Here is a 26,256-nt window from a genome sequence, read left to right as displayed (position 1 = left end):
CTCACAGGCCTCATCGCGGGCAAGCCCGGCTCCCACAGGTGTCAAGCCACCCGATACCCCGGCCGGACGATCTTCATGCTCAACGCGCAAGTCAGGGCAAAGGGCACGCTCATGGCGATGACCATGCCAACCACGAACATCGGTATGTAGTCAGGTACGATCGAAATGAAACCCGGCAGGCCCCCGACGCCAATCGCCGAGGCCTTGATCTTGTTCAGTGACAGGAAAATGCAGCCCAGGGCCGAGCCGGCCAGGGCGCAATAGAAGGGGAATTTGTAGCGCAGGTTGACCCCGAACATTGCCGGTTCGGTGATGCCGAAATAAGCGGAAATCGCCGACGTGGACGCCATGCTCTTGTCCCGCGCATTGCGGGTCATGTAGAACACCGCCAGCGCCGCGCTGCCCTGGGCCAGGTTGGACATGACGATCATCGGCCAGATGAAGGTGCCACCCTGGGTCGAGATCAATTGCAGGTCCACCGCCAGGAACATGTGGTGCATGCCGGTCACCACCAGCGGCGCATAGAGCAGGCCGAAAATCGCCCCGCCAATCACCGGCGCCAGGTCGAACAGCGCCACCATGCCTTCGGTAATCAGGATGCCCAGGTGCCGGGTGACCGGACCGATGATGGCAAGGGCCAGTACACCGGTGATGACGATGGTGGTGATGGGGATCACGAGCAACTGGATGGCGTTGGGCACCCTGGCCCGCAACCATCGCTCGATCACGCTCATGACATAGGCCGCCAGCAGGATCGGCAGGATCTGCCCCTGGTAACCGACTTTCTCGATCCGGAACCAGCCGAAGATGTCGAAGTACGGCAGGCTCTGGCCTTCCAGCCCCGCCACGGCCTTGCCGTAGTTCCAGGCGTTGAGCAGGTCCGGGTGGACGAGCATCAGGCCCAGCACGATGCCAAGGATCTCACTGCCGCCGAAACGCTTGGCCGCCGACCAGCCCACCAGGGCCGGGAGAAAGACAAAGGAGGTATTGGCCATGAGGTTGATCAGGCTCCAGACGCCATCCAGGTGCGGATAGGCATCGAGCAACGTCTGCCCGGCAATGAACATGCCCTTGGCACCCAACAGGTTGTTGACGCCCATCAGCAGGCCGGCGATCACCAGGGCAGGCAAAATGGGCATGAACACATCGGACAGTACCCGCACCAGGCGCTGCATGCCGTTGCCCTTCTGCGCGCCCTGGCGCTTGACGTCGGCAATGGTCGCGGCGGCCAGGCCCGTCAGCTCGCGCAGGGCGGCATAGACCTTTTCCACCTCGCCCGGGCCAATGACCACCTGGAACAGGCCACCGGTAAAAAACGAACCCTTGACCAGGTCGATCTGGTTCAGCGTGGCACTGTCCACCCGGGCCGCGTCCTTGAGGGACAGGCGCAGGCGCGTCACGCAATGGGCCGCCTGCTCGATATTGTCGACGCCACCCAAGCTTTGCAGCAGCTCGCTGGCGATTTTGGAGTAATCGTGGCTCATGCTTTTTTCTTCCGCGTCATTCTTGTTATTGAGAGTCGACAGCACGTGGAAGAGAAAGTACTCGTCTGTACGAGTTAAATCAACAACTCGTACAGACGAGTTTTGTTTTTGTTTATGATGAGCCTCCGAAAAACCGGGAAACGTCCTACGCTCCTGTCGTCAAATAATGACAGCCGAATGGACAACTCCCCCACTTGGCCCGTAAGGTTCCGCCCCGGTGAACAGCGCGGTACAGAGCCCTCTCCATGAGCAAATACAACCAGATCTACAACGATCTGCTGACCAGCATTACCACCGAACGCCTGGAGCGAGGCGCTCGCCTGCCCTCCGAAACCGAACTGATGGACAGCTATCAGGCCAGCCGTGGCACGGTGCGCAAGGCCATCGAACAACTCCAGGAGCGCGGCTTCGCCCAGAAGATCCATGGCAAGGGCACCTTTGTGCTGTCGACCCAGCCCATCGAATTCCAGCTCGGCGGCATCGTCAGCTTCCAGGAGACCTACCCGCGCCTGGGCAACGATGTCAGCACCGAAGTGGTCGAGTTCAGCCAGTTTCCGTTGGAAGGAGCGCTGCTCGAACACATCAAGGCCCCCGCCGGGAGCCCGATCACCCGCATCAAGCGGGTCCGGCGAATCGACGGCAAGCGCGTGATCCTGGACATCAACCACTTCGTCAGCGACGTGATCCCTGGCCTGACCCGCGACATCGCCATGCAGTCGATCTATGCCTTCATCGAACAGACCCTGCACCTGCAAATCGCCTACGCCCAGCGCACCATCGAAGCAGTCCGCTGCGGCAAGGACGACCAGCAACACCTGGACCTCGACGGCCAGAGCCATGTGATCGTGGTCAGCAACCAGACCTTTCTCCAGGACGGCCGACAGTTCGAGTACACCGAATCGCGGCATACGCTGGACAAGTTTTATTTTTCGGATGTGGCGCGGCGTTGATTTCGGCCCATACCCCTACCTGTTGCAGCGCGGGCATTCCAGAAATGATGTCGTGCACCTGATCTTGTAGCTAACGGTTAAGGTTGTAAAAAAACGATTAGATAACAAGAGTCGCGCACAAAAACGATTACTCCTGCCAACCGGCTCGTCAAACTGAGGAGAGGCTGAGCATGACTATCACCCAACCAAAGCTTCCAACTCTTCGCAAGCCATACCAGGTAACCGTCGACCTTCTTTCGCAACGTTGACCTGCAACGCCACCTGGGCCACATCCAACACATTCTTGGTAAGCGAATAGCTGCCCTTGGCCTGCAGCCAGGTCAGCACGTCTGCCAAATGCCAGATAGAAGCACTCCCCTCGTGCACCGGCGCTGGGAAGCTACCTGGATGAGCCAACATCAGCTTGCGCATGTTCTGCCGAGACACACCTACGATCTCAGCTACATCGGTCAGCCCTACCAAATCAGGCGCTACCTCGATCAATCTGGCCGACGGCACCGCGCGATGGACGTCGGCCAGAGCACTAAGCACTGCCTTGACCGCATCAGGAGCATCGCGAGTGAACTCAAGCGCCAGTCGCCCCGGCTGCCCGATGCCGACCAGGGCATCGTCGCAGCCCGCTTCTCCCAAGCGCTCGATCAGTTCATCCATGGCACAGCCATCGTCAGCAAGCTGATATTTCAAGGTAAAAATATAGTCCATTGTTCTATTGCTCAGCATCGTCATCAGCCTCACGCCGATTGCGATGCGCAGTGCAATTGTCCACGACGCGTCGCATGCTCGCGCATGGTTGCCAGGGTTCTTCGGCGTGCACCATATCGAGGTGATGCAGAACTCGCCGCAGCGGCACGTCTCATCGTTGTACGGGCAATAAACCCGTCCCCAGGCGTGACTGCCGCCAACTTCTATACGCCACCCCTGCCCTTCGGCATGCCTAAGCGCTTCTTCGATTTCTTTCTTCGGGTGCGTTGGACGAATCATCCGTGATCTTCAGTATTCGCATGAGTCGCCAGATTGTCAGATGACAACCTAAGCATCCGCTTCAAGCGGCGCCACTCAGCAGCGTCTCAAACGAGGAGATAGGTTGGCATGTGACAGGTCCTCGTGAACCGTACGGTGAAATACTCTTGGGGCCATGCCGCCCGATGATAAGCGTTTCCGGAACACCGCTAAGGCGGGTAATCGTAGCGAACGGTGACGGCACCGCCCTCCCAATACCGTCACGCTAGGTCACTACGGGCGGAAGCTGATGAAGCCTGGAATTGAGCCAAAATGAAAAAAGCCCCATGGAAGTTATCCACAGGGCTTTCGTTCAAAACGGGCGCCAGGGCCAATAGTGGCCGTCAGCAGTCAGATATCTAAGCCTGACTCATTCCCACTCAATCGTCGCCGGCGGCTTGCTCGACACGTCATACGTCACGCGCGAGATACCTTCGATTTCATTGATGATGCGCCCGGAAACGGTTTCCAGCAGCTCGTACGGCAGGTGTGCCCAGCGCGCGGTCATGAAGTCGATGGTTTCCACGGCACGCAGGGCCACAACCCAGGCGTAACGACGGCCATCGCCGACCACGCCCACCGATTTCACTGGCTGGAACACCACGAACGCCTGGCTGACCTTGTGGTACCAGTCGGCCTTGCGCAGTTCTTCGATGAAGATGTGGTCGGCGCGACGCAGCAGGTCGGCGTATTCCTTCTTCACTTCACCGAGGATCCGCACGCCCAGGCCCGGGCCCGGGAATGGGTGACGGTAGACCATGTCGTACGGCAGGCCCAGCTCCAGGCCGAGGCGACGCACTTCGTCCTTGAACAGTTCGCGCAACGGCTCGACCAGCTTGAGGTTCATCTCTTCCGGCAGGCCACCGACGTTGTGGTGGGACTTGATCACGTGGGCCTTGCCGCTCTTGGCGCCGGCCGACTCGATCACGTCGGGGTAGATGGTGCCCTGGGCCAGGTACTTGATGTTGTCCAGCTTGTTGGACTGGGCATCGAACACGTCGATGAAGGTGCGGCCGATGATCTTGCGCTTCTTCTCCGGGTCGGACTCGCCGGCCAGGTTGTTCAGGAACTGCTCTTCGGCGTTGGCGCGGATCACTTTGACGCCCATGTTCTCGGCGAACATGGCCATCACTTGCTCGCCTTCGTGCAGGCGCAGCAGGCCGTTGTCGACGAAGACGCAGGTCAGTTGGTCGCCGATAGCCTTGTGCAGCAATGCGGCAACCACCGAGGAGTCAACGCCGCCAGACAGGCCCAGCAGCACGTTGTCGGTGCCAACCTGGGCGCGCACCTGGGCGATGGCATCTTCAGCGATTTTCGACGGGGTCCACAGGGCTTCGCACTCGCAGATGTCGAGGATGAAGCGCGACAAGATGCGGCCGCCCTGCTTGGTGTGGGTCACTTCAGGGTGGAACTGCACGCCGTAGTAACGGCGATCATCGTTGAACATGCCGGCAATCGGGCAGCTCGGGGTGCTGGCCAGGATGTGGAAGTCTTCCGGCATCCTGGTGACCTTGTCACCGTGGCTCATCCACACGTCCAGGCCGAACAGGCCGTCGGCGTCGACGTGGTCCTCGATGCCGTCCAGCAGGCGGCTCTTGCCGACTACGTCAACGCGGGCATAACCGAACTCACGCAGGTCCGAACCTTCGACCTTGCCGCCCAGCTGTTCAGCCATGGTCTGCATGCCGTAGCAGATACCGAAGACGGGCACGCCCAGGTCGAACACGGCTTGCGGGCAGCGCGGGCTGTCGGCTTCGTGCACGGACTCGGGGCCGCCGGCGAGGATGACGCCTTTAGGCGCGAATTCGCGAATCGCTTCATCATCCATGTCGAACGGATGCAATTCGCAGTACACACCGATTTCACGCACGCGGCGGGCGATCAGCTGGGTGTACTGGGAACCGAAGTCGAGGATCAGGATGCGGTGAGCGTGAATGTCGAGGGCCATGACTCATTCTCATGTAGTGAATCAGAAACAACTCGGGGCTGAATGAACAGCCCCGGTGATTAACGTTTTGCTGGAAGCCTTAACCTACGCGGTAGTTCGGCGCTTCCTTGGTGATCTGCACGTCGTGGACATGGGACTCGGCCATGCCAGCGCCGGTGATACGCACGAATTCCGGCTTGGTGCGCATCTCTTCGATGTTGGCGCTGCCGGTGTAGCCCATGGAAGAACGCAGGCCGCCCATCAGTTGATGGATGATGGCGCTCAGGGTGCCTTTGTACGGCACGCGACCTTCGATGCCTTCCGGCACCAGCTTCTCGGCACCCGCGGAGGAGTCCTGGAAGTAACGGTCGGAAGAGCCCTGGGCCTGGGACATGGCGCCCAGCGAACCCATGCCGCGATAAGCCTTGTAGCTACGGCCCTGGAACAGCTCGATCTCGCCCGGTGCTTCTTCGGTACCGGCGAACATCGAACCCATCATCACGCAGGAGGCACCGGCTACGATGGCCTTGGACAGGTCACCGGAGAACCGGATACCGCCGTCGGCGATCAACGGCACGCCAGTGCCTTCAAGGGCGGCGGCGACGTTGGCGATGGCACTGATCTGCGGCACGCCGACACCGGCAACGATACGGGTGGTGCAGATCGAGCCAGGGCCGATACCGACCTTGACCGCGTCGGCGCCGGCTTCGGCCAGGGCCTTGGCGGCAGCGCCGGTGGCGATGTTGCCGCCGATCACCTGCACTTCAGGGAAGTTCTGCTTGACCCAGCGAACGCGGTCGATCACGCCTTTGGAGTGGCCGTGGGCGGTGTCGACCACCACCACGTCAACACCGGCACTGACCAGGGCGGCGACACGGTCACCGGTGTCCTTGCCGGTGCCGACCGCAGCGCCGACGCGCAGACGACCTTGGTCGTCCTTGCTCGCCAGCGGGTAGGCCTTGGCTTTTTCGATGTCGTTGACGGTCATCATGCCCTTGAGGGCGAATTTGTCGTCGACGATCAGCACGCGCTCGATGCGGTGCTTGTGCAGCAACTCGCGGACTTCTTCCTTGTTGGTGCCTTCCTTGACCGTGACCAGGCGCTCTTTAGGCGTCATCACTTGGCGGACGGTGGCATCCAGGCGATTCTCGAAACGCACGTCGCGGGAGGTGACGATGCCGACCAGGTCGCCATCGTGCAGCACCGGAACGCCGGAGATGTTGTGCATGCGGGTCAGTTCGAACAGATCCCGGACCGTGGCGTCAGCCTCGATGGTGATCGGATCCTTGACCACGCCAGCCTCGAACCGCTTGACCTTGCGCACTTCGGCGGCCTGCTGTTCGATGGTCATGTTCTTGTGGATGATACCGATACCGCCTTCCTGGGCCATGGCAATGGCCAGACGGGCTTCGGTCACGGTGTCCATGGCGGCGGAAACCAGGGGGATATTCAGTTCGATGCCACGGGTGAGACGGGTTTTGAGACTGACTTCGTTAGGCAGTACTTCGGAATAACCGGGCACTAGGAGAATGTCGTCGAAGGTCAGAGCTTCTTGGCTGATACGCAGCATCGCGGGGGCTCCCGAGCGGGAAAATGGAAGCGCGCCATTATACTCATGGACCCCGTCTGGCTCAATGTAAAACTCTGTCTATTATTGCCGGGCTGATTGACGGGCTAAATCACTGCCCGATTGCCAGCACATTCCCTGTGGGAGCGAGCTTGCTCGCGATGGCGGCGTATCAGTCAACACCGCACCAACTGACCCGACGCCATCGCGAGCAAGCTCGCTCCCACACTCGCTCATCGGTGTCCTTACAACTCCACCTTCACCCAACTCACCGGCTGATCGAGCCAATCGGCGAACTCATCGAGAAAGTCCTGCTTGAACCCCGCCTCCAGCCAGTTGTTGAAGATGAACCCCAGGTTGGAAAAGCCGCAGGGCTGCAGGAACAGGAAGCCGTTGATGTCGTCTTCATGACCGCATTCGGGGCAAGTGAAGTTGTCGGTGCGCGCCGGCATCCAGTCTTCGAGGCTTTCGAACAGCGCTTCGCCGACTTCCTTGCGGCACTCGGCGCAACCGGCTTCTTCGAGAAAGCCCTTGGCCGGTGTATAGATGCAGCGCTTGGTGATGATCTCCAGGCCATTGATCGCTTCACCGAACGGCAAGGCTTCGGGATGCAGGACCACCTCGCGGGCTCCGGGGGCGATGGCGTGGGCCATGCGATTGCCGGTGCGCCCGCAGGTGGTCAGTTGTTCTTCGACGATATTCTTGCGCACCAGCCAGCGCACGATCGCCCGGGCCCGAGGCTCGTGGACCGGCAGGGTGGAAATTTTCGGAACGATGATGCTTTGCGAGTTCATGGCGAGGCCTGGCTGTTTCCCTGGCAGGGTCTGATCAAAGGCCGGCAGCTTAATCCCTGGCGGGGCCAGGTCAAGCACTCAGGTAGCGCCCGATCAACGCGAGGCCGCTGGCAAGCACCAGCCAGGTGACCAGCCGCACGAATGCCTCTCGCGACATCTTCATGGTCAAGCGACGCCCTACCCACAACCCCAGCGCCATGGCCGGCAACAAACACAGCGCCAGTACCAACAAGGGTAGCTCGGCATAGACCCCGGCCACGATAAACAGACTCAGGCGCACCACGGTGCTGCAACTGATCAGGGCACTTTGCGTGGCTCGGGCCGGGTCCTTGGGCAAGCGACTGTTCAGGTAGATGGCATATAAAAAGCCGCCACTGCCAAACAACGCGCCGAACATCCCGCCCACCGTGCCCATCGGAACCGCCCACAGCGATGACAACTGCGTCGGCCGGGTCTTGATCAGCAGGCTGTAGATCGCATAGCAACTGATGAACACCCCCATCAGCAGCAACAACAGGTCGGACTTGAGGTTGAGCAGGAAAATCACCCCGAGGGTGCAGCCCAGCGCCATGCACGGCAACAACCGCAGCAGCTCCGGCCGGGACACGTCCCGACGCGACGGCAGCAAGTTGCCGAAGGCCGCGACAAAATCCAGCAAGACCAGCAGCGGGACGATTTTCGACAGGGGCATGAACAGCAGCAGAATGGGCGCGGCCACCAGCGCTGTGCCGAACCCGGCGATACCGAAGACGATATAGGCCAGGGCAATGGCCGAGCCGATCACCAGCCATTGCGTGGGGGCAAATGCCCATTGGCCCAACCATGGGAGAAGACTCATCCGGCACTTCCTTGATGGCGAAAGCGGCGACTTTAGCCAGATGCGGGGGGTTACTTCCAGCATTTGTGGTGATTGGCCTATCGCTATCGCGAGCAAGCTCGCTCCCACATTTGATCTTCAGTGCGACATAGATCTCCTGTGGGAGCGAGCTTGCTCGCGATGCAGGCAACCCGGTCTAATTGTCTGCACACCACCGGCGAATCCCCTTATCATGCCGCCCATGATTAAAGATCCCTTTGCCCGACTGGGCCTGGACCGCGAGGTCCTGACTGTCAGCCAGCTCAACGGCCGTGCGCGGGTGTTGCTTGAAGACGTGTTCAGCAACATCTGGGTCGAGGGCGAAATCTCCAACCTCGCCCGTCCGGCCTCCGGCCATGTGTACTTCACCCTCAAGGACAGTGGCGCCCAGGTGCGTTGTGCGCTGTTCCGGCAGAATGCCGCGCGGGTGCGCCAGGCCTTGAAAGACGGGCTGGCGGTGAAAGTGCGCGGCAAGGTCTCGCTGTTCGAAGGCCGTGGCGACTATCAACTGATCCTCGACACCGTCGAGCCGGCCGGCGATGGCGCACTGCGCCTGGCCTTCGATGCCTTGAAGGAAAAGCTCAGCGCCGAAGGCCTGTTCAGCGCCGAACGCAAGGTGCCGTTGCCGGCCCATCCGCAACGCATCGGTATTATCAGTTCACCCACGGGCGCGGTGATCCGCGACATCATCAGCGTGTTCCGTCGCCGCGCGCCGCAGATTGCCCTGACCCTGATTCCCACTGCCGTGCAAGGCCGCGAAGCCACCGCACAAATCGTCCGCGCCCTGAAGCTGGCCGACGCCCGTGGTTTCGATGCGCTGATCCTGGCCCGGGGCGGCGGTTCGCTGGAAGACTTGTGGTGCTTCAACGAAGAAGCCGTGGCCCGGGCGGTGGATGCCTGCGTCACGCCGATCGTCAGCGCCGTAGGCCATGAGACCGACGTGTCCATCAGCGATTTCGTCGCCGACGTACGCGCCCCGACCCCGTCCGCCGCCGCCGAACTGCTGGCCCCGGATGCCGGCGACCTGGTGCGTCGGGTCGAAAGCCTGCATCGCCGGCTGGTGATGCGCATGCGTGACCGGCTGATGCGCGATCAACTGCGTCTCGAAGGCCTCACCCGACGCCTGCGTCACCCCGGCGAACGCCTGCGCCAGCAAGCCCAGCGCCTCGACGACCTGGACATGCGCATGCGCCGGGCGTTCGAGCGCAGCCTCAATACCCGCCGCGAACGCCTGATCCGCCTGGAAACCCGCCTGGCCGGGCAACATCCGGGCCGGCAACTGGCCTTGCTGCGCCAGCGCCTGGACAGCCTGGCCGAACGCCTGCCCCGGGCCATGCGCGAAGGTCTGAAAAACCGCCGCGTGCAATTGCACAACCAGATGCAGACGCTGCACATTGTCAGCCCCCTGGCGACCCTCGGCCGCGGCTACAGCATTTTGCTCGACGAACGCGGCCAGGCGATCCGCAGTGCCGGGCAAACCCAGACCGGCCAGCGCCTGACCGCCAAGCTCGGCGAAGGCGAATTGCTGGTACGGGTCGAAGACAATCACCTGACGCCGGTCACCCTTTCTTTACTGGATTGATTCATGCCGCGATATCTCGCCCCCTTGCTCTTGCTGTGCCTGACCTTCAACGCCCACGCCGACAGTTACATTACCCGCCTGCTGAACAAACCAGTGCCCGGCGGCGTGGCCGTGGTAGACCTGGGCAGCGCCGCCAAGGCACCGAAAGCCAGTTACCAGGGCAAGCCGGTGCTGGTGGTCAAGGAACAGGACAACTGGCTGGCGATTGTCGGCATCCCGCTGACGGTCCAGCCCGGCACCCAGCAGATCAGCAGTGGCGGCGGCACCCAGCCGTTCGTGGTCGGCTACAAGAAGTACCCCGAGCAACACATCACCCTGAAGAATAAGCGCCAGGTCAACCCGAACCCGGCGGACCTCAAGCGCATCGACGCCGAGCTGACGGTGCAACTGAAGGCTTATCGCAGCTTCAGCCCGAACATCCCCAGCAACCTGCTGCTGGACAAACCGGTCGACGGCCCGCTGTCGAGCAAGTTCGGCGTGCGCCGCTTCTTCAACGGCGAAGAGCGCAACCCCCACGCCGGCCTGGACTTCGCCGTGCCCGCCGGCACGCCGATCAAGACCCCGGCCGCCGGCAAGGTGATCCTCACCGGCAACTACTTCTTCAATGGCAACACCGTGTTCGTCGACCATGGCCAGGGCTTCATCAGCATGTTCTGCCACATGTCGAAGATCGACGTGAAGGTCGGCCAGCAACTGGCCCGGGGCACCGTAGTGGGCAAGGTCGGCGCCACCGGCCGCGCGACGGGGCCGCACATGCACTGGAACATCAGCCTGAACGATGCGCGGGTGGATCCGGCGATTTTTATCGGAGCTTTCCAACCCTGAATGGGATGGTGGGGCTACTGGCCTCATCGCGAGCAAGCTCGCTCCCACATTTGATCTTCAGTGCGACATAGATCTCCTGTGGGAGCGAGCTTGCTCGCGATGACGGCAGCCGCATCACCCCCTCCTTTGAATTGCCAAGCTCAAAACATCGACGCAATTTCTGACATCCGTACCTGATACATGCGCGATTAAATCTCGCAAACCCGCCTAAAAGCAGAACTTATCTCAATTTTTTCCGACTGCTTGCGATCCTCTCCTCACGCGGTTAGGGTTGAAGGCATGAAAACCTCTCACACCCTCATTCAGCTTCGCCAGCACCGCAGCCTGTGCCTCGTCAGCGCACGACTGCCGGGCTGAATCGCGGCACCTCGTCCCGGCTGTGAAGCCACCCCCATAGAACCACCGGCAGGCCGCCTCTTTCCGGCCACGACAATAAGGATTTCCCCATGAGCATGCTCAAAGACCCGTCTTCCAAATACCGTGCTTTCCCGACGATCAACCTGCCGGACCGCACCTGGCCGTCGAAGACCATCACCGCCGCGCCGATCTGGTGCAGCTCCGACCTGCGTGACGGCAACCAGTCGCTGATCGAGCCGATGGACGCGGTCAAGAAGCTGCGCTTCTGGAAAACCCTCGTCGCGGTGGGCGTGAAGGAAATCGAAGCTTCGTTCCCAGCCGCTTCGCAGACCGACTTCGACTTCGTGCGTACCCTCATCGAAGAAGGCCACATCCCGGACGACACCACCATCCAGGTGCTGACCCAGGCCCGTGAAGACCTGATCGCCCGTACGTTCGAATCCCTGCGCGGCGCGAAAAAGGCCATCGTTCACCTGTACAACGCCACCTGCCCGTCGTTCCGCCGCATCGTGTTCAACCAGGACAAGGAAGGCGTGAAGGAAATCGCGGTGAACGCGGCCAAGCTGTTCGTCAAATACGCCGCGCAGCAACCGGAAACCCAATGGCAGTTCGAATACTCGCCAGAGACTTTCAGCGCCACTGAGCTGGAGTTCGCCAAGGAAGTCTGCGACGCGGTGATCGAAGTCTGGAATCCGACGCCAGAGCGCAAGGTGATCCTCAACCTGCCCGCTACCGTGGAAGTCGCCACGCCGAACATCTACGCCGACCAGATCGAGTGGTTCCACCGCAACATCACCCGTCGTGACAGCGTGCTGATCAGCCTGCACACCCACAACGACCGTGGCACCGGCGTGGCCGCTACCGAGCTGGGCCTGATGGCCGGCGCCGACCGTGTCGAAGGCTGCCTGTTCGGCAACGGCGAACGCACCGGTAACGTCGACCTGGTGACCGTGGCGCTGAACCTCTACACCCAGGGTATCAACCCTGAGCTGGACTTCTCCGACATCGACGGCGTGCGCAAAGTGGTCGAGGAATGCAACCAGATCCCGGTACACCCGCGTCATCCGTACGTTGGCGACCTGGTCCACACCGCGTTCTCCGGCTCGCACCAGGACGCCATCCGCAAGGGCTTCGCCCAGCAGAAATCGGACGGTCTGTGGGAAGTGCCTTACCTGCCGATCGACCCGGCCGACATTGGCCGCAGCTACGAGGCGGTGATTCGCGTCAACAGTCAGTCGGGCAAGGGCGGCATCGCCTACCTGCTGGAACAGGAATACGGCATCAGCCTGCCGCGTCGCATGCAGATCGAGTTCAGCCAGGTAGTACAGCGCGAAACCGATCGCCTGGGCCTGGAAATGACTGCCCAGCAGATCCACGCCCTGCTGCAGCGTGAATACCTGCAAGCCAACACCCCGTACGCGCTGGTCAGCCATCGCCTGCAGGAAGAAAACGGCAACAGCGCCGTGGAAGTGGAAGTGGCGAGCAAGGGCCAGGGCGAGACCAACCTGCACTGGCGCGGCAAGGGCAACGGCGCGCTGGAAGCCCTGGTGGCCGGCCTGCCAATTCCGGTGGAGATCATGGACTACAACGAACACGCCATCGGCGCCGGCACCAATGCCAAGGCGGCGGCGTACATCGAACTGCGGGTCAACGGCGAGCGTGCGGTGCACGGCGTGGGCATTGATGAAAACATCACCACCGCCAGCTTCAAGGCGCTGTTCAGTGCACTGAACCGGTCGCTGAGCCAGCCGGAAGCCAAAGCGGCCTGATCGGGCGCTGAAAAATCAAAAAGGCCCCGGGGTGTGAACCCTGGGGCCTTTTTGTTTGGCTGATGGTTTTGTGTGGTCTGGTAGGGCCTCATCGCGAGCAAGCTCGCTCCCACATTTGGATAGCGGCGCTGCCCCCCCTGTGGGAGCGAGCTTGCTCGCGATGGCGGTCTGTCAGACAACCAAAATGTCAGGCATGGGTATCGATCGAGACAGTCATTGCCTGCAACAGAGCGGCCTGCAGGGTCTGCAATGTGGCTTGGGTCGCCATGATCTGAGTCTGGATCGCCATGGTTTCCTGAGCTTTCTGCTCCTCCCACATTTGGATAGCGGCGCTGCCCCCCCCTGTGGGAGCGAGCTTGCTCGCGATGGCGGTCTGTCAGACAACCAAAATGTCAGGCATGGGTATCGATCGAGACAGTCATTGCCTGCAACAGAGCGGCCTGCAGGGTCTGCAATGTGGCTTGGGTCGCCATGATCTGAGTCTGGATCGCCATGGTTTCCTGAGCTTTCTGCTCCTCCCACATTTGGATAGCGGCGCTGCCCCCCCCTGTGGGAGCGAGCTTGCTCGCGATGGCGGCCTGTCAGACAACCAAAATGTCAGGCATGGGTATCGATCGAGACAGTCATTGCCTGCAACAGAGCGGCCTGCAGGGTCTGCAATGTGGCTTGGGTCGCCATGATCTGAGTCTGGATCGCCATGGTTTCCTGAGCTTTCTGCTCCTCATCAGCCCGGCTTTTTTGCACCCGAGCTAGCTGGGCTTGCTGTTCGGCCAGCAACTTCTCGGTCTGTTCGATCTGCTTCTTCAGTTGTTCGATGACATCGCCGCTGCCGCTGCTGCCACCCGCACCTGCGATATTCGCGCCGCTGGTGTCGACTTCCAATTTCTTGTCTTTGTCTTCGCTGCTGTCAGTCGATGCCACTGGACTGACCGCTTTCTCTTCTTCAGCCCCACGGATGGAGACTTTAGGGGCTGACAATGGATAAGGGTTGACGGTGGTTGCGCTGATACTGGTCATAGGGACTTCTCCTTGGCTGACCGGTTATCGGCACGCAACACCGTTCCTGAAGGGTTGAAACGTTTCAGTTAGATGAATTCGAACGAGTCGGCATCCAGGTTCGCCGGAAACCGCGTGCGATACGCCGCCAGGTCCGCTGCGTTCAAGCACACCTTGAACACACCATCCGCCTCGCCGGCGCTGAGCAAGCTCTCGCCCTGGAAATCCAGCACCTGGCTGTCACCGGTGTAGGCGAAGCCCTTGCCGTCGGTGCCAACACGGTTTACCGCCGCCACGTAGCACAGGTTCTCGATCGCCCGGGCCGGCAACAGCCGATTCCAGTGCAGACGCCGCGCCCCGGGCCAGTTGGCGGTGTACAGCAGCAGGTCGGTGTCCTCGGCGTCGCGGCTCCAGACCGGGAAGCGCAGGTCGTAGCAAATCAGCGGACGAATCCGCCAGCCCTTGAGTTCGAACAGCACCTGTCGCTCACCCGGGGTGTAGTGGTTGTGCTCCCCCGCCATGCGAAACAGATGGCGCTTGTCGTAATGCAGCACCTCTCCATCCGGCCGCGCCCAGAGCAGGCGATTGCGATGGCTGCCGTCAGCGGCCTGGATGATCACACTGCCGGTGATCACCGCGTCCAGCTTCGCAGCCTGGGCTTTGAGCCATTGGCGCGTCGGGCCGTTCTCCGGCTCCGCCAGGGTCTCGGACTCCATGGAGAAACCGGTGGTGAACATTTCCGGGAGGATGATCAGGTCAGCCCCGCGCGCCTGCTCAAGCAGCGCTTCAAAATGCTCCAGGTTGGCCCGGCGGTCGTGCCAGGCCAGGGTGGTCTGGACCAGGGCAATGTCGAGGTCTGGCAATGTACTCAAATCACGCATAGCTTTTGCGCCGCTTCGCGCAGCGTCTCCTCGCGTTTGGCAAAGCACAGGCGCACCAGGCGCCGGCCTTGTGGTGGGTGCTGGTAGAACACCGAGATCGGAATCGTCGCCACGCCATGCTCACGGGTCATCCACACCGCCATGTCGACGTCATTCAGGTCCGGGCGAATCTGCGAATAGTCCACCAACTGGAAATAAGTGCCGGTCACGCGCTTGAAGCTGAACCGCGACGGCGCCAGCAAATCGCAGAACAGGTCGCGCTTGGCCTGGTAGAAGTCCGGCAGCTCATCGACGTGTTCCGGATGCTCGGCCATATAGTCGGCCAGGGCGTACTGCAAGGGCGTCACGCCGCAGAAGCTGACGTACTGGTGCACCTTGCGCAGTTCCGCCGTCAGGGCCGCTGGCGCCACCACGTAGCCGGTTTTCCAGCCGGTGACGTGGTAGGTCTTGCCGAACGAACTGACCACGAAGGCGCGGCGGTATAGCTCTTCATGGGCCAGGACACTGGCGTGGGCGACGCCGTCGAACACCAGGTGTTCGTAGACCTCGTCGCTGACCAGGTAGATGTCACGGTCGCGAATCAGCGTCGCCAACTGATCCAGTTCGGCGCGGCTGATCAGGGCGCCGCTGGGGTTGTGCGGCGAGTTGAGGATGATCATGCGTGTACGCGGGCTCAGGGCTTCGCCGAGCTTCTCGAAGTCGATGGCGAAATCATCCAGGCCCAATGGCACGTGCACGCAACGCCCGCCGGCCAATAGCACGGCGGGCTCGTAGCTGTCGTAGCTGGGGTCGAAGACGATCACTTCGTCGCCGCTGTGGACCACCGCCGCGATGGCACAGAAAATCGCCTGGGTCGCGCCCGGGGTCACGGTGACTTCCTGATCGGCATCGACACTGGCGCCGTAGCTGCGGGCGATCTTCGCCGCGATTTGCTGGCGCAGCGCCGGCAGGCCGGTCATGGGCGAATACTGGTTATGGCCTTGGGCAATGTGCCGGCCGACCGCATCGCGCAGGGCCTGCGGACCATCGAAATCGGGAAAGCCCTGGGACAGGTTCAGCGCGCCCGTTTGCGCGGCGAGCTGGGACATCTGGGTGAAAATAGTGATGCCGACATTCGGCAACTTGCTGGTGATCATGAAGGGTCCCTGCTCTGCACCCGGCTCTGGTGCGGCGCGGGAGAGCTCGAGGATAGCCCAATCGCCGGGCATGAAAAAGGGTGCCACCCAGGGCACCCTTCTCATGCTGAAGACTCATGCCCTGTGGGAGCCAGAGCTGTGGTAGGCAAGACTGTGAGGCCAAGACTGTGGGAGCAAGGCCTTGCTCCCACAGTTCCATAGGTCCACAGGTCCAGATCCCAGATCCAGACTGAATCAGCGCTTGTCGCGGCGCTTCTTGTCGGCCTTCTTGTGGTGCGACATCAAGCGGCGCTTCTTGTTGACCTGGCGGTCGGTGAGCGTGTTCTTGTTGCCTTCGTACGGGTTCTCGCCGCCCTTGAACTCGATGCGGATCGGCGTGCCGACCAGCTTCAGGACGCGACGGTAGGTGTTCTCCAGGTAACGAACGTACGACTTGGGCACCTTCTCGATCTGGTTACCGTGGATCACGATAATCGGCGGGTTGGCACCGCCCAAGTGGGCGTAGCGCAGCTTGATCCGACGGTTGTTGACCATCGGTGGCGCGTGCTCGCCTACCGCATCTTCGAGGATCTGGGTCAGGCGGTTGGTCGGCCAGCGGGTCACCGCCGACTTGAACGAGTTCTGCACCGAAGCGTAGAGGTTGCCCACGCCCGTGCCGTGCAGAGCCGAGATGAAGTGGATATCGGCGAAGTCGACGAAGAACAGGCGACGCTGCAATTCGATCTTCACGAAATCCCGTTCGCTCGGCGTCATGCCGTCCCACTTGTTGATCGCGATGACCAACGCACGACCGGCTTCCAGGGCGAACCCCAGCAGGTTCAAGTCGTGATCGACCACGCCTTCGCGGGCGTCCATCACGAAGATCACCACGTTGGCGTCTTTGATCGCTTGCAGAGTCTTGACCACGGAGAACTTTTCAACTTCTTCGTGGATCTTGCCGCGCTTGCGCACACCGGCGGTGTCGATCAGCGTGTACTTCTCTTCGTTACGCTCGAAGGGAATGTAGATGCTGTCGCGGGTGGTGCCGGGCTGGTCGTAGACGATGACCCGGTCTTCGCCGAGCATGCGGTTGACCAGCGTCGACTTGCCCACGTTCGGGCGGCCGATGATGGCGATCTTGATCCCGTCCTTTTCGCTCGGGCCAGGAATGCGCTTGGCTTCCTCGCCTTCGGCAACGATCTCTTCCTCGCCCTCTTCCGGCTCTTCCACGTCGTCTTTCGGGAAACTCTCCAGAGCGATTTCCAGCATCTGGGTGATGCCACGACCGTGGGCGCCGGCGATCGGGATCGCCTGGCCCATGCCCAACGGTGCGAATTCGGCGCGGGCCATGTCCGGGTCGATATTGTCGACCTTGTTGGCGACCACGTAGGAACGCTTGTTACGCTTGCGCAAATGCTCGGCGATCATCTGGTCGGCGGCGGTAAAACCGGCCTTGGCGTCTACCAGGAACAGCACCACATCGGCTTCTTCAATGGCGAGCAGCGACTGCTCGGCCATTTTTTCGTCCATGCCGTGTTCATCACCGGAGATGCCGCCGGTGTCGACCAGAATATAGGTACGCCCTTGCCACTTGGCCTCACCGTATTGGCGATCACGGGTCAGACCGGACAAGTCGCCGACAATGGCGTCGCGAGTCCTGGTCAGGCGGTTGAACAAGGTGGACTTGCCGACGTTCGGTCGGCCCACCAGGGCGATTACGGGAACCATGCGGCTCTCCACTTCGTTATTTCAGAAAATACAAAAGCCGCTGCGAGGCAGCGGCTGGTGCTCGGGGCAGTCTGTGCAAGCCCTGCAAACCTTGTGAACAAGGCCGCTTGGGGGATTAGCCCCAAGCATAGTCTTACTTGATGGTCAGGGCTTCCAGTTTGCCGCTGTTGCCATACACATAGATCATGTTGCCCACCACCAGCGGACGGGCACGCAGGCCGTCGCTGTCGATGCGCTCACGGCCGACGAAACGACCGTCCACCTGGCTGAGCAGGTGCAGGTAACCTTCCAGGTCACCCACTGCGACGTAGCTGGAGAACACTTCCGGGGCCGACAGTTGACGACGGGCCAGGGAGTCGTTGCTCCACAAGGCGGTGGTGGAACGCTCGTCAACACCTTCGACGGTGCCCGAGGACAGGCTCACGTAGACGCTGCCAAAGCCTTGGGCGACACCGGCGTAGCTGGACGCATCGCGCTGCCACAGCGGACGACCGCTTTCCAGGTCCAATGCTGCAACGCGGCCCTGGTAGCTGGCGACGTACAGTGTGCCGCCAGACAGCAGCAAGCCGCCGTCGATGTCGACCACACGCTCCAGCTCCGAACGACCTTGCGGGATCGCTACGCGCTGTTCCCAGACCGGCACGCCGTTGGAAATATCCAGGGCCACCACTTTACCGGTCGACAAACCAGCCACCGCCAGGCGGTTGGTGACGACTGGCGCGCTGGTGCCGCGCAGGGTCAGTACCGCCGGGGTGCTGTCGTACAACCAGCGTTGGTTGCCGGTAGCGGCATCCAGGCCGATCAGACGGTCGTCCTGGGTCTGGACCACCACCACGTCACCGTTGGTGGCCGGCGGTGCGAGCACTTCACTGGTCACGCGGGCGCGCCATTTCTCTTCACCGCTGCTCGCGTCCAGGGCGACGATCTCGCCCTTGAGCGTGCCGATCATGACCAGGCCGTAACCCACGCCAACGGCGCCGGAAACAGGCAGTTCAAGATCTTTCTTCCATTTGACATCGCCGTTGGTGCGGTCCATCGCCATCACCACGCCCGTGACATCACCTGCATAGATGGTGTCGCCGTCAATGGCCGGCACCAGCATGTTGTAGGTTTCGCCCTGGCCATCGCCGATGGAACGGCTCCACTGCTTCTGCAGCACGACTTCTTCTTTGAAGTCGGTCAGTTCGGCCGGAGGCAGTTCTTTCTTGCTGTTGCTGCTGCAACCCGCGGCCAGAATGGCCAGAGCCAGCAATGCTGCATGTTTCCAACGGATCACGTCACGCATCCCCTTTGGCCAGGTCGTCCAGCTTGATTTGCAGGCCACCGACTGCGGCTTCATCCGACAGCGCAGCCTTGGCTTTTTGGTAGGCCGCATGGGCCTCATCGGCACGGCCCAGCTGTACCAGCAGGTCGCCCTTGAGTTCTTCGCGGGTCGCCAGGAATGCCTTGTCGGCATCACCGTCGAGCAGCTTCAAGGCGTCTTCGGCCTTGTTCTGTGCCGCCAGCACCTGCGCCAGGCGCTGACGCGCCACTTCGCCCAGGGTCGGGTTGGCCGGTTTGTCGACGATACCCTTGAGCTCGGTGGCCGCGTCGTCCAGCTTGCCGCTGTCCACCGCCACCTTGGCCACGAACAGGCGACCGTATTGGGCGTAGGCGGTGCCGCCGAATTCCTTGTCCAGCTTGCCGGCCAGGTCCGCCACGCGGGCAGCGTCAGGCTTGCCGTCCGGGGTCAGGGTGGTTTCCAGCAATTGCTGGTAGAGCACCGAGGCGCCTTGCGACTGGTTGCTCTGGTATTTCTGGTAGGCCTGCCAGCCGAACACGATGACCAGCGCCAACAGGCCGCCAGTGACCAGCGGCTTGCCGTTGCGCGTCCACCAGTCCTTCAAATCCGCCAGCTGTTCATCTTCGGTACTCGACACCCCAATACTCCTTAATCGCTAAATCGGCTGTTTGACAGCTTCAACCCTGCACGACGCAGGTGGCCAGGTGTGCAGCAAGCGCATCCCAGGCAATGCTTTGTTGTTCGCCCTGGCCACGCAGGGGTTTGAAACCTACCACTTGTTGGGCCAGTTCGTCGTCACCGAGGATCAGTGCGTACAGCGCACCGCTCTTGTCGGCCTTCTTGAATTGGCTCTTGAAGCTGCCAGCACCGGCGTTGATCTGCAGGCGCAGGTTGGGCAACTGGTCGCGGATCCGCTCGCTCAACGACAGGGCTGCCAGCTCGGCGGCCTCGCCAAAGGCGCACAAGTAGACGTCGACCTGACGGGCCAGTTCTTCGGGGACCTTGTCCAAGGCTTCAAGCATCAGCACCAGGCGCTCGATGCCCATGGCAAAGCCCACGCCCGGGGTCGGCTTGCCGCCCATCTGCTCAACCAGCCCGTCGTAGCGGCCGCCGGCACACACGGTGCCCTGGGCGCCGAGCTTGTCGGTGACCCACTCGAAGACGGTCTTGCTGTAGTAGTCCAGGCCACGGACCAACTTGGGGTTGATCACGTAAGGGATGCCCACGGCGTCGAGGCGCGCCTTCAGCCCTTCGAAGTGTGCACGGGATTCGTCGTCGAGGTAGTCGGCCATTTTCGGCGCGTCGACCAGAACCGCTTGGGTCTCGGCATTCTTGGTGTCGAGCACACGCAGCGGGTTGGTCTTCAGACGGCGCTGGCTGTCTTCGTCGAGCTTGTCCAGGTGGGCGGAAAGAAACTCCACCAACGCTTCACGGTAGCGGCCACGGGACTCGCTGGTGCCCAGGCTGTTGAGCTCAAGCTTGACCGCATCGCGAAGCCCCAGCTCGCCCCACAGGCGCCAGGTCATGACGATCAGCTCGGCATCGATGTCCGGACCCTCGAGGTTGAACACCTCCAGGCCAATCTGGTGGAACTGGCGATAACGGCCTTTCTGCGGACGCTCGTGACGGAACATCGGGCCGACGTACCAGAGTTTCTGCACCTGACCGCCGCCGGTGATGCCGTGCTCGAGCACCGCACGCACGCAGGCCGCCGTGCCTTCGGGGCGCAGGGTCAGGGAATCGCCGTTGCGGTCGTCGAAGGTGTACATCTCTTTTTCGACGATGTCGGTCACTTCGCCGATGGAGCGCTTGAACAGCTCGGTGAACTCGACGATCGGCATGCGGATCTGCCGATAGCCGTAGTTATCCAGCAGACGCGCCACGGTGCCCTCGAAATAGCGCCACAGGGGCGTCTGCTCGGGCAGGATGTCGTTCATGCCACGAATGGCTTGCAGGGACTTGCTCACGTGTATTCCTTAATCTTTCGACTTAACCGCGCGCGATGACCGCTGCGTCGGCTTCGACCTTTTCGGCCGCTTTCTGGCGGATCAGCCGTTCCAGCTCATCCACCAGATTGTCATTCGTCAGTTTCTGCGACGGCTTGCCGTCGATGTAAATCAGGTTCGGTGTACCGCCAGTCAGGCCGATATGGGCCTCCTTGGCTTCGCCCGGCCCGTTGACCACGCAACCGATCACCGCGACATCCAGCGGCACCAGCAGGTCTTCAAGGCGCCCTTCCAGCTCGTTCATGGTCTTGACCACATCGAAATTCTGCCGCGAGCAGCTCGGGCAGGCGATGAAGTTGATGCCACGGGAACGCAGGTGCAAGGACTTGAGAATGTCGTAGCCGACTTTCACTTCCTCGACCGGGTCAGCCGCCAACGAGATGCGGATGGTATCGCCAATCCCTTCGGCGAGCAGCATACCGAGGCCGACGGCGGATTTCACCGTGCCCGAACGCAACCCACCGGCTTCGGTGATGCCCAGGTGCAGCGGCTGGACGATTTCCTTGGCCAGCAGGCGGTAGGCTTCGACGGCCATGAACACGTCGGACGCCTTCACGCTGACCTTGAAGTCCTGGAAATTCAGGCGTTCGAGGTGCTCGACGTGGCGCAGGGCCGACTCCACCAGTGCCGCGGGGGTCGGTTCGCCGTATTTCTTCTGCAGGTCTTTTTCCAGGGAACCGGCGTTCACGCCGATGCGGATCGGGATGCCCCGGTCGCGGGCGGCATCCACCACGGCACGGACACGGTCTTCGCGACCGATGTTGCCCGGGTTGATACGCAGGCAATCGACGCCCAACTCGGCCACACGCAAGGCGATGCGGTAGTCGAAATGGATGTCGGCCACCAAGGGCACCTTGACCAGTTGCTTGATCTTGCCGAACGCCTCGGCGGCGTCCATGTCTGGCACCGATACCCGCACGATGTCGACACCGGCGGCTTCCAGGCGGTTGATCTGGGCGACCGTGGCGGCCACGTCATTGGTGTCGCTGTTGGTCATGCTCTGCACAGCGATAGGCGCATCGCCGCCCACGGGCACGTTGCCGACCCAGATTTTTCGGGATTCGCGACGCTTGATTGGAGATTCGCCGTGCATGACTTATTGACCCAACTTCAGGCGAGCGGTCTCGCCACTGGTGAACGGAGCGATGTCGACCGGCTGGCCGTTGTAGCTGACCTGCGCGCCACGGGCATAACCCAGGCGTACGGCAAAGGGTGGCTTGCCGTTGATGGAGGTGCTGTCGCCCTTGCGCTTGAGGCCACTGAACAGCACCTTGCCGTTGCCGTCGGTGATCTGCGTCCAGCAGTCGGCGACAAACTGAATCTGTACCTGGCCTTCACCTGCCGCTGGAGCCGGGGTCGGGGCCGCCGGGGCTGCCGGAACAACTGGCGCGGCTGGAGCCGCGTGGGTCGCAGGCGCAGTCGCGGTTGGCGCTGGCGTGCTCGGTGCGGCAGGGGCGGTGGCAATCGGTGCAGTCGGCGCTGTTGGTGCAGCTGGCACAGGGGCTGGAACAGCCGGCTCGGCACCCGCTTCGGCATCGGCGGCGTCCTGGCCCTGTGGCAACGCCAGGGCGGTTTCGCCTTCGGCCTGGCCTTCGACGACAGCCTGGTCTTCCGGCTCGTCCAGCGGATGGATCTGGGTGGTGCCGTCGGCGCCTTCGACCTCAACGTGCTCAGGGTTCATGGCGACCGGCTCTTTGTTGCGCAAGGAAGCCTGATCCTGCCACCAGACAAAACCGCCACCAATCACCGCGATCAGCAGCAACAGGCTGACGATTCGCAAAATGGTGTGGGAAACGCGAACCGGCTCCTCGATGCGACCCAGGCTGTGCACGTTGCTGCCCTGGGCATCGGAACCGGTGTATTGATCGAATTGCTGGACCAGCACGGTCTGGTCCATGCCGAGCAACTTGGCATAGGCGCGGATATAGCCGCGGGCGAAGGTATGCCCAGGCAGCTTGTCGAACGCGCCCGCTTCCAGATTGCCCAAGGAGGCCACGGTGAGATTGAGCTTGAGGGCCACTTCGGCCAGCGACCAACCATTGCTTTCGCGGGCTTGACGCAGGGTCTCACCAGGATTTACGCGAGTCGCTGCTACAACTTCGGGATGCGCCGCTTTCATCATTGCTCCGACAGGTATTGCTGATATTCCGGCGTACCGGGATAGAGTCTTTTGAGTTGCAGGCCGTAACTTGCAGCCTTGTCGCGATCTTCAAACACATGTGCCAGCCGAACGCCGAGCAATAGACTACGTGCATTTTGCTCGCTCAGCAGGCTAAAACGCTCGTAGTAGTCACGCGCGGGCACATAATGCCTGTCTTCGTAGGACAACTCAGCCATTTCCAGCAGCGCCCGCGGTTGCTGGCGGTTGAGCCGCAGCGCCTTTTCCAGCTGCTGGCGGGCCAGGTCACGCTGGCCCAGCTGCGCGGCCGTCATGCCGAGGTTTTCGAAAACCCGCGAACGCTCAGGGTAAAGGGTGTCGGCGGCAGCCTGCTCGAAGCGCTCGTAGGCTTCCTTGTAACGTTTCTGCTCGAAAAGAAAGCTGCCGTAGTTGTTCAGGATCCGTGCGTCTTGCGGGCGGGCAGACAGCGCCTTGCGAAAATGCTGGTCGGCCAGCTCCGGTTCCATCTCGGCCTGGAACACCAGGGCCAGGGCCGCGTTGGCGTCCGGGTCGGAATCGTCCAGCTCCAGGGCTTTCTTGAGCGGCACCTTGGCCCGTTCGGTCATGCCCTGCTGCAGGTAGCCAATGCCCAGTTGCACGTAGGCCACACGCGCCTCGTCGCGCCCTTTGCTGGTCCTCATCGGGTTGTAGTCACCCGACAGGACACAACCGGAACAAAGGCCGGCCAACAGCAAAACGAGCGCGAAGCGCAGGGACATAGAGTTCCTCTCTTAGTGACTGTTCGCAGCGTTTTGCACCGCATCGTCCGCGGCGTTCAACTCACGCACGGCAATGTAGCGTTCGCTGCGACGGGTGCGATCCAGCACCTGTCCTACCAATTGGCCACAGGCGGCGTCGATGTCTTCGCCGCGGGTGGTGCGCACGGTGACGTTGAAGCCAGCGTGGTGAAGCTGATCCTGGAAGCGACGAATCGCGTTGTTGCTCGGACGCTCGTAACCGGAATGCGGGAACGGGTTGAACGGAATCAGGTTGATCTTGCACGGGATGTTCTTGAGCAGCTCGATCATCTCGACCGCGTGTTCGACCTTGTCGTTCACATCCTTGAGCAGCGTGTACTCGATGGTCAGCACGCGCTTTTCGCCCAGGGACGACATGTAGCGCTGGCACGACTCGAGCAGCATCTTAAGCGGATATTTCTTGTTGATCGGCACCAATTGGTTACGCAATGCGTCATTGGGTGCGTGCAGCGACAACGCCAGGGAGACGTCGATGTGCTTGGCCAGCTCATCGATCATCGGCACCACGCCGGAAGTGGACAAGGTCACGCGGCGCTTGGAGATGCCGTAGCCCAGGTCGTCCATCATCAGGTGCATGGCGGAAACGACGTTGTCGAAGTTCAGCAGCGGCTCACCCATGCCCATCATCACCACGTTGGTGATGGCACGGTCGACGGTCGCCGGGACGCTGCCAAAGGATTTGTTGGCAATCCACACCTGGCCGATCACTTCGGCGGCGGTGAGGTTGCTATTGAAGCCTTGCTTGCCGGTGGAGCAGAAACTGCAGTCCAGGGCACAGCCTGCCTGGGACGAAACGCACAAGGTGCCGCGTTTGCCCTGGGGAATGTAGACGGTCTCGACGCAGCTGCCGGACGCCACGCGCACCACCCACTTGCGGGTGCCGTCGCTGGAAATGTCCTGGCTGACCACTTCGGGGCCGCGAATCTCGGCAACAGCCTTGAGCTTTTCGCGCAGGGCCTTGCCGACATTCGTCATGGCGTCGAAGTCGTCGACGCCAAAGTGGTGAATCCATTTCATCACCTGACCGGCACGGAAACGCTTCTCCCCGATCGAGTCGAAGAATTTCTCCATTTCCGGCTGGGTCAGCCCCAGCAGATTGGTTTTAACAGTCGATGTAGTCATGGATTCACCTTCACTCTCAAGCCAATGCTTAGCGAGCGGTTACTTCAGTAGCAGCGAAAAAGTAAGCGATTTCGCGAGCAGCAGCGGCTTCGGAGTCCGAACCGTGAACGGCGTTGGCGTCGATGGACTCGGCGAAGTCAGCGCGAATGGTGCCGGCAGCAGCTTCTTTAGGGTTGGTAGCGCCCATCAGCTCACGGTTGCGAGCGATAGCGTTTTCGCCTTCCAGCACCTGAACGACAACCGGACCGGAAGTCATGAAAGCAACCAGCTCACCGAAGAAACCGCGCTCGCTGTGCTCAGCGTAGAAGCCTTCGGCTTCGGCTTTGGACAGTTGCTTCATTTTCGAAGCTACAACGCGCAGGCCAGCGTCTTCGAAGCGGGTAACGATCTTGCCGATCACGTTTTTAGCAACGGCGTCAGGCTTGATGATGGAGAAAGTACGTTGAACAGCCATGGTGTAACTCCAGAAACGGTAATTTGCGAAAAATTAAACCCGCGAATTATACGCGGGTTCAGGGGTATTGCCTAACCTGCCAGGTCGATCAGTCGATTTCTTCGATCCAGAGCGCCTGGACCGCTTCCAAGACCTTCTCGCCGCAACGGCCAGAGGTGCTGTCGAAACCGGGAAGCTCCATGATCCAGTGCTGCAGATCGACGAAATTGACCTTCAGCGGATCCACGTCCGGCTTGGCTTCGGCCAGTTCTTCTGCGATGCGTTGTACATCATTCCAACCATAGCTCATGACAGTGTCACCATCAGTGCGGCGCTTCGGCCGCATGGTTAAGCGAATATTTCGGGATTTCGACCACCAGGTCTTCGGTACCGACCTTGGCCTGACAGGTCAGGCGCGACGTCGGTTCCAGGCCCCAGGCCCTATCAAGGTAGTCTTCTTCCAGCTCATCGGCCTCATTCAGCGAGTCGAAACCTTCGCGAATGATGCAATGGCACGTGGTGCAGGCACAGACACCGCCGCAGGCGCTCTCGATCTCGATGTGGTTGTCGTGGGCCACTTCAAGAATGGACTTGCCGGTTTCGGCCTCTACCACCATACCGTCCGGGCAATGCTCGGCGTGTGGCAGAAAAATGATCTGCGGCATCA

At 61.4% G+C, this 26,256-nt stretch carries 24 protein-coding genes and 1 pseudogene; 4 read left to right on the top strand and 21 right to left on the bottom strand.

Annotation, left to right across the window (positions count from 1 at the left end; genetic code table 11):
* Window positions 1–41 precede the first annotated feature (41 nt).
* Window positions 42–1,484: a PTS system trehalose-specific EIIBC component gene (gene treP, locus KI235_RS05390; protein ID WP_003198050.1), complete on the bottom strand. Its 1,443-nt coding sequence runs from the start codon at window positions 1,482–1,484 to the stop codon at window positions 42–44.
* A gap of 245 nt (window positions 1,485–1,729) precedes the next feature.
* On the opposite strand from treP, the gene treR reads away from it, so the two are divergent.
* A complete protein-coding gene (treR, locus tag KI235_RS05385) occupies window positions 1,730–2,434 on the top strand; it encodes a trehalose operon repressor (RefSeq protein WP_003198045.1) in 705 nt (234 codons plus the stop codon).
* Window positions 2,435–2,611: 177 nt separating this feature from the next.
* Here treR and KI235_RS05380 read toward each other — a convergent pair whose 3' ends face one another.
* The 6 genes and pseudogenes from KI235_RS05380 to KI235_RS05355 form a co-directional block, all read right to left on the bottom strand.
* Complete coding sequence (locus tag KI235_RS05380; RefSeq protein WP_212795857.1) at window positions 2,612–3,136, bottom strand: DNA-binding protein; 525 nt, start codon at window positions 3,134–3,136, stop codon at window positions 2,612–2,614.
* A 4-nt stretch (window positions 3,137–3,140) separates the two neighbouring features.
* Window positions 3,141–3,415 (bottom strand): annotated as a pseudogene (locus KI235_RS05375) (hypothetical protein).
* 388 nt (window positions 3,416–3,803) lie between these two features.
* Window positions 3,804–5,381: a glutamine-hydrolyzing GMP synthase gene (gene guaA, locus KI235_RS05370; protein WP_003198041.1), complete on the bottom strand. Its 1,578-nt coding sequence runs from the start codon at window positions 5,379–5,381 to the stop codon at window positions 3,804–3,806.
* Window positions 5,382–5,460: 79 nt separating this feature from the next.
* Window positions 5,461–6,930: an IMP dehydrogenase gene (gene guaB, locus KI235_RS05365; protein WP_028237046.1), complete on the bottom strand. Its 1,470-nt coding sequence runs from the start codon at window positions 6,928–6,930 to the stop codon at window positions 5,461–5,463.
* A 242-nt stretch (window positions 6,931–7,172) separates the two neighbouring features.
* Window positions 7,173–7,721, bottom strand: coding sequence for a hypothetical protein (locus tag KI235_RS05360; protein ID WP_003198037.1), 549 nt, complete (start codon window positions 7,719–7,721; stop codon window positions 7,173–7,175).
* Between the two features lie 70 nt (window positions 7,722–7,791).
* Entirely contained in the window at window positions 7,792–8,559 is a 768-nt protein-coding gene (locus tag KI235_RS05355) for a sulfite exporter TauE/SafE family protein (RefSeq protein ID WP_003198035.1), read from the bottom strand.
* Window positions 8,560–8,779: 220 nt separating this feature from the next.
* Between KI235_RS05355 and xseA the strand changes: the two genes are divergently transcribed.
* The 3 genes from xseA (at window position 8,780) to leuA (ending at window position 13,110) form a co-directional block, all read left to right on the top strand.
* Window positions 8,780–10,159, top strand: coding sequence for an exodeoxyribonuclease VII large subunit (gene xseA, locus KI235_RS05350; RefSeq protein ID WP_003198033.1), 1,380 nt, complete (start codon window positions 8,780–8,782; stop codon window positions 10,157–10,159).
* Between the two features lie 3 nt (window positions 10,160–10,162).
* A complete protein-coding gene (locus KI235_RS05345) occupies window positions 10,163–10,984 on the top strand; it encodes a peptidoglycan DD-metalloendopeptidase family protein (RefSeq protein ID WP_003198031.1) in 822 nt (273 codons plus the stop codon).
* Between the two features lie 446 nt (window positions 10,985–11,430).
* Window positions 11,431–13,110, top strand: coding sequence for a 2-isopropylmalate synthase (gene leuA, locus KI235_RS05340; RefSeq protein ID WP_003198029.1), 1,680 nt, complete (start codon window positions 11,431–11,433; stop codon window positions 13,108–13,110).
* 597 nt (window positions 13,111–13,707) lie between these two features.
* Here the strand turns inward: leuA and KI235_RS05335 are convergent.
* The 14 genes from KI235_RS05335 to fdx form a co-directional block, all read right to left on the bottom strand.
* Complete coding sequence (locus KI235_RS05335; RefSeq protein ID WP_003198027.1) at window positions 13,708–14,127, bottom strand: hypothetical protein; 420 nt, start codon at window positions 14,125–14,127, stop codon at window positions 13,708–13,710.
* A gap of 68 nt (window positions 14,128–14,195) precedes the next feature.
* Window positions 14,196–14,987 (bottom strand): amidohydrolase, encoded by a 792-nt coding sequence (locus tag KI235_RS05330; RefSeq protein WP_003198024.1) that lies wholly within the window; start codon window positions 14,985–14,987, stop codon window positions 14,196–14,198.
* Window positions 14,975–16,123, bottom strand: coding sequence for a pyridoxal phosphate-dependent aminotransferase (locus KI235_RS05325; RefSeq protein ID WP_027913132.1), 1,149 nt, complete (start codon window positions 16,121–16,123; stop codon window positions 14,975–14,977). The genes KI235_RS05330 and KI235_RS05325 overlap by 13 nt, the downstream gene beginning before the upstream one ends.
* A gap of 234 nt (window positions 16,124–16,357) precedes the next feature.
* Window positions 16,358–17,830, bottom strand: a complete 1,473-nt coding sequence (gene der / locus KI235_RS05320) for a ribosome biogenesis GTPase Der (protein ID WP_003198021.1) — start codon at window positions 17,828–17,830, stop codon at window positions 16,358–16,360.
* Window positions 17,831–17,963: 133 nt separating this feature from the next.
* Window positions 17,964–19,115 carry an outer membrane protein assembly factor BamB gene (bamB, locus tag KI235_RS05315; RefSeq protein WP_003198019.1) on the bottom strand — a complete coding sequence of 384 codons (1,152 nt, stop codon included), beginning with the start codon at window positions 19,113–19,115 and terminating at the stop codon, window positions 17,964–17,966.
* Complete coding sequence (locus tag KI235_RS05310) at window positions 19,108–19,749, bottom strand: tetratricopeptide repeat protein (RefSeq protein WP_003198017.1); 642 nt, start codon at window positions 19,747–19,749, stop codon at window positions 19,108–19,110. The genes bamB and KI235_RS05310 overlap by 8 nt, the downstream gene beginning before the upstream one ends.
* Window positions 19,750–19,789: 40 nt before the next feature.
* Window positions 19,790–21,079 carry a histidine--tRNA ligase gene (gene hisS, locus KI235_RS05305; RefSeq protein WP_003198015.1) on the bottom strand — a complete coding sequence of 430 codons (1,290 nt, stop codon included), beginning with the start codon at window positions 21,077–21,079 and terminating at the stop codon, window positions 19,790–19,792.
* Window positions 21,080–21,101: 22 nt separating this feature from the next.
* A complete protein-coding gene (gene ispG, locus KI235_RS05300; protein ID WP_003185136.1) occupies window positions 21,102–22,211 on the bottom strand; it encodes a flavodoxin-dependent (E)-4-hydroxy-3-methylbut-2-enyl-diphosphate synthase in 1,110 nt (369 codons plus the stop codon).
* 3 nt (window positions 22,212–22,214) lie between these two features.
* Entirely contained in the window at window positions 22,215–23,237 is a 1,023-nt protein-coding gene (locus KI235_RS05295) for a RodZ family helix-turn-helix domain-containing protein (RefSeq protein ID WP_003198012.1), read from the bottom strand.
* Window positions 23,237–23,995 (bottom strand): type IV pilus biogenesis/stability protein PilW, encoded by a 759-nt coding sequence (pilW, locus tag KI235_RS05290; RefSeq protein WP_003198009.1) that lies wholly within the window; start codon window positions 23,993–23,995, stop codon window positions 23,237–23,239. The genes KI235_RS05295 and pilW overlap by 1 nt, the downstream gene beginning before the upstream one ends.
* 12 nt (window positions 23,996–24,007) lie before the next feature.
* Window positions 24,008–25,156 (bottom strand): 23S rRNA (adenine(2503)-C(2))-methyltransferase RlmN, encoded by a 1,149-nt coding sequence (gene rlmN, locus KI235_RS05285; protein ID WP_003198007.1) that lies wholly within the window; start codon window positions 25,154–25,156, stop codon window positions 24,008–24,010.
* Window positions 25,157–25,184: 28 nt separating this feature from the next.
* A complete protein-coding gene (ndk, locus tag KI235_RS05280; RefSeq protein WP_003185145.1) occupies window positions 25,185–25,610 on the bottom strand; it encodes a nucleoside-diphosphate kinase in 426 nt (141 codons plus the stop codon).
* A gap of 88 nt (window positions 25,611–25,698) precedes the next feature.
* Window positions 25,699–25,899: a Fe-S cluster assembly protein IscX gene (gene iscX, locus KI235_RS05275; protein WP_003198004.1), complete on the bottom strand. Its 201-nt coding sequence runs from the start codon at window positions 25,897–25,899 to the stop codon at window positions 25,699–25,701.
* 13 nt (window positions 25,900–25,912) lie between these two features.
* Window positions 25,913–26,254 (bottom strand): ISC system 2Fe-2S type ferredoxin, encoded by a 342-nt coding sequence (fdx, locus tag KI235_RS05270; RefSeq protein ID WP_003198002.1) that lies wholly within the window; start codon window positions 26,252–26,254, stop codon window positions 25,913–25,915.
* Between the last annotated feature and the right edge of the window lie 2 nt (window positions 26,255–26,256).

The sequence above is a fragment of the Pseudomonas sp. St386 genome (genome assembly GCF_018325865.1).
GTDB lineage: Bacteria > Pseudomonadota > Gammaproteobacteria > Pseudomonadales > Pseudomonadaceae > Aquipseudomonas > Aquipseudomonas brassicacearum.
Note: the sequence above shows the minus strand (reverse complement) of the source record. Positions and strands in the feature narration are given on the sequence as shown.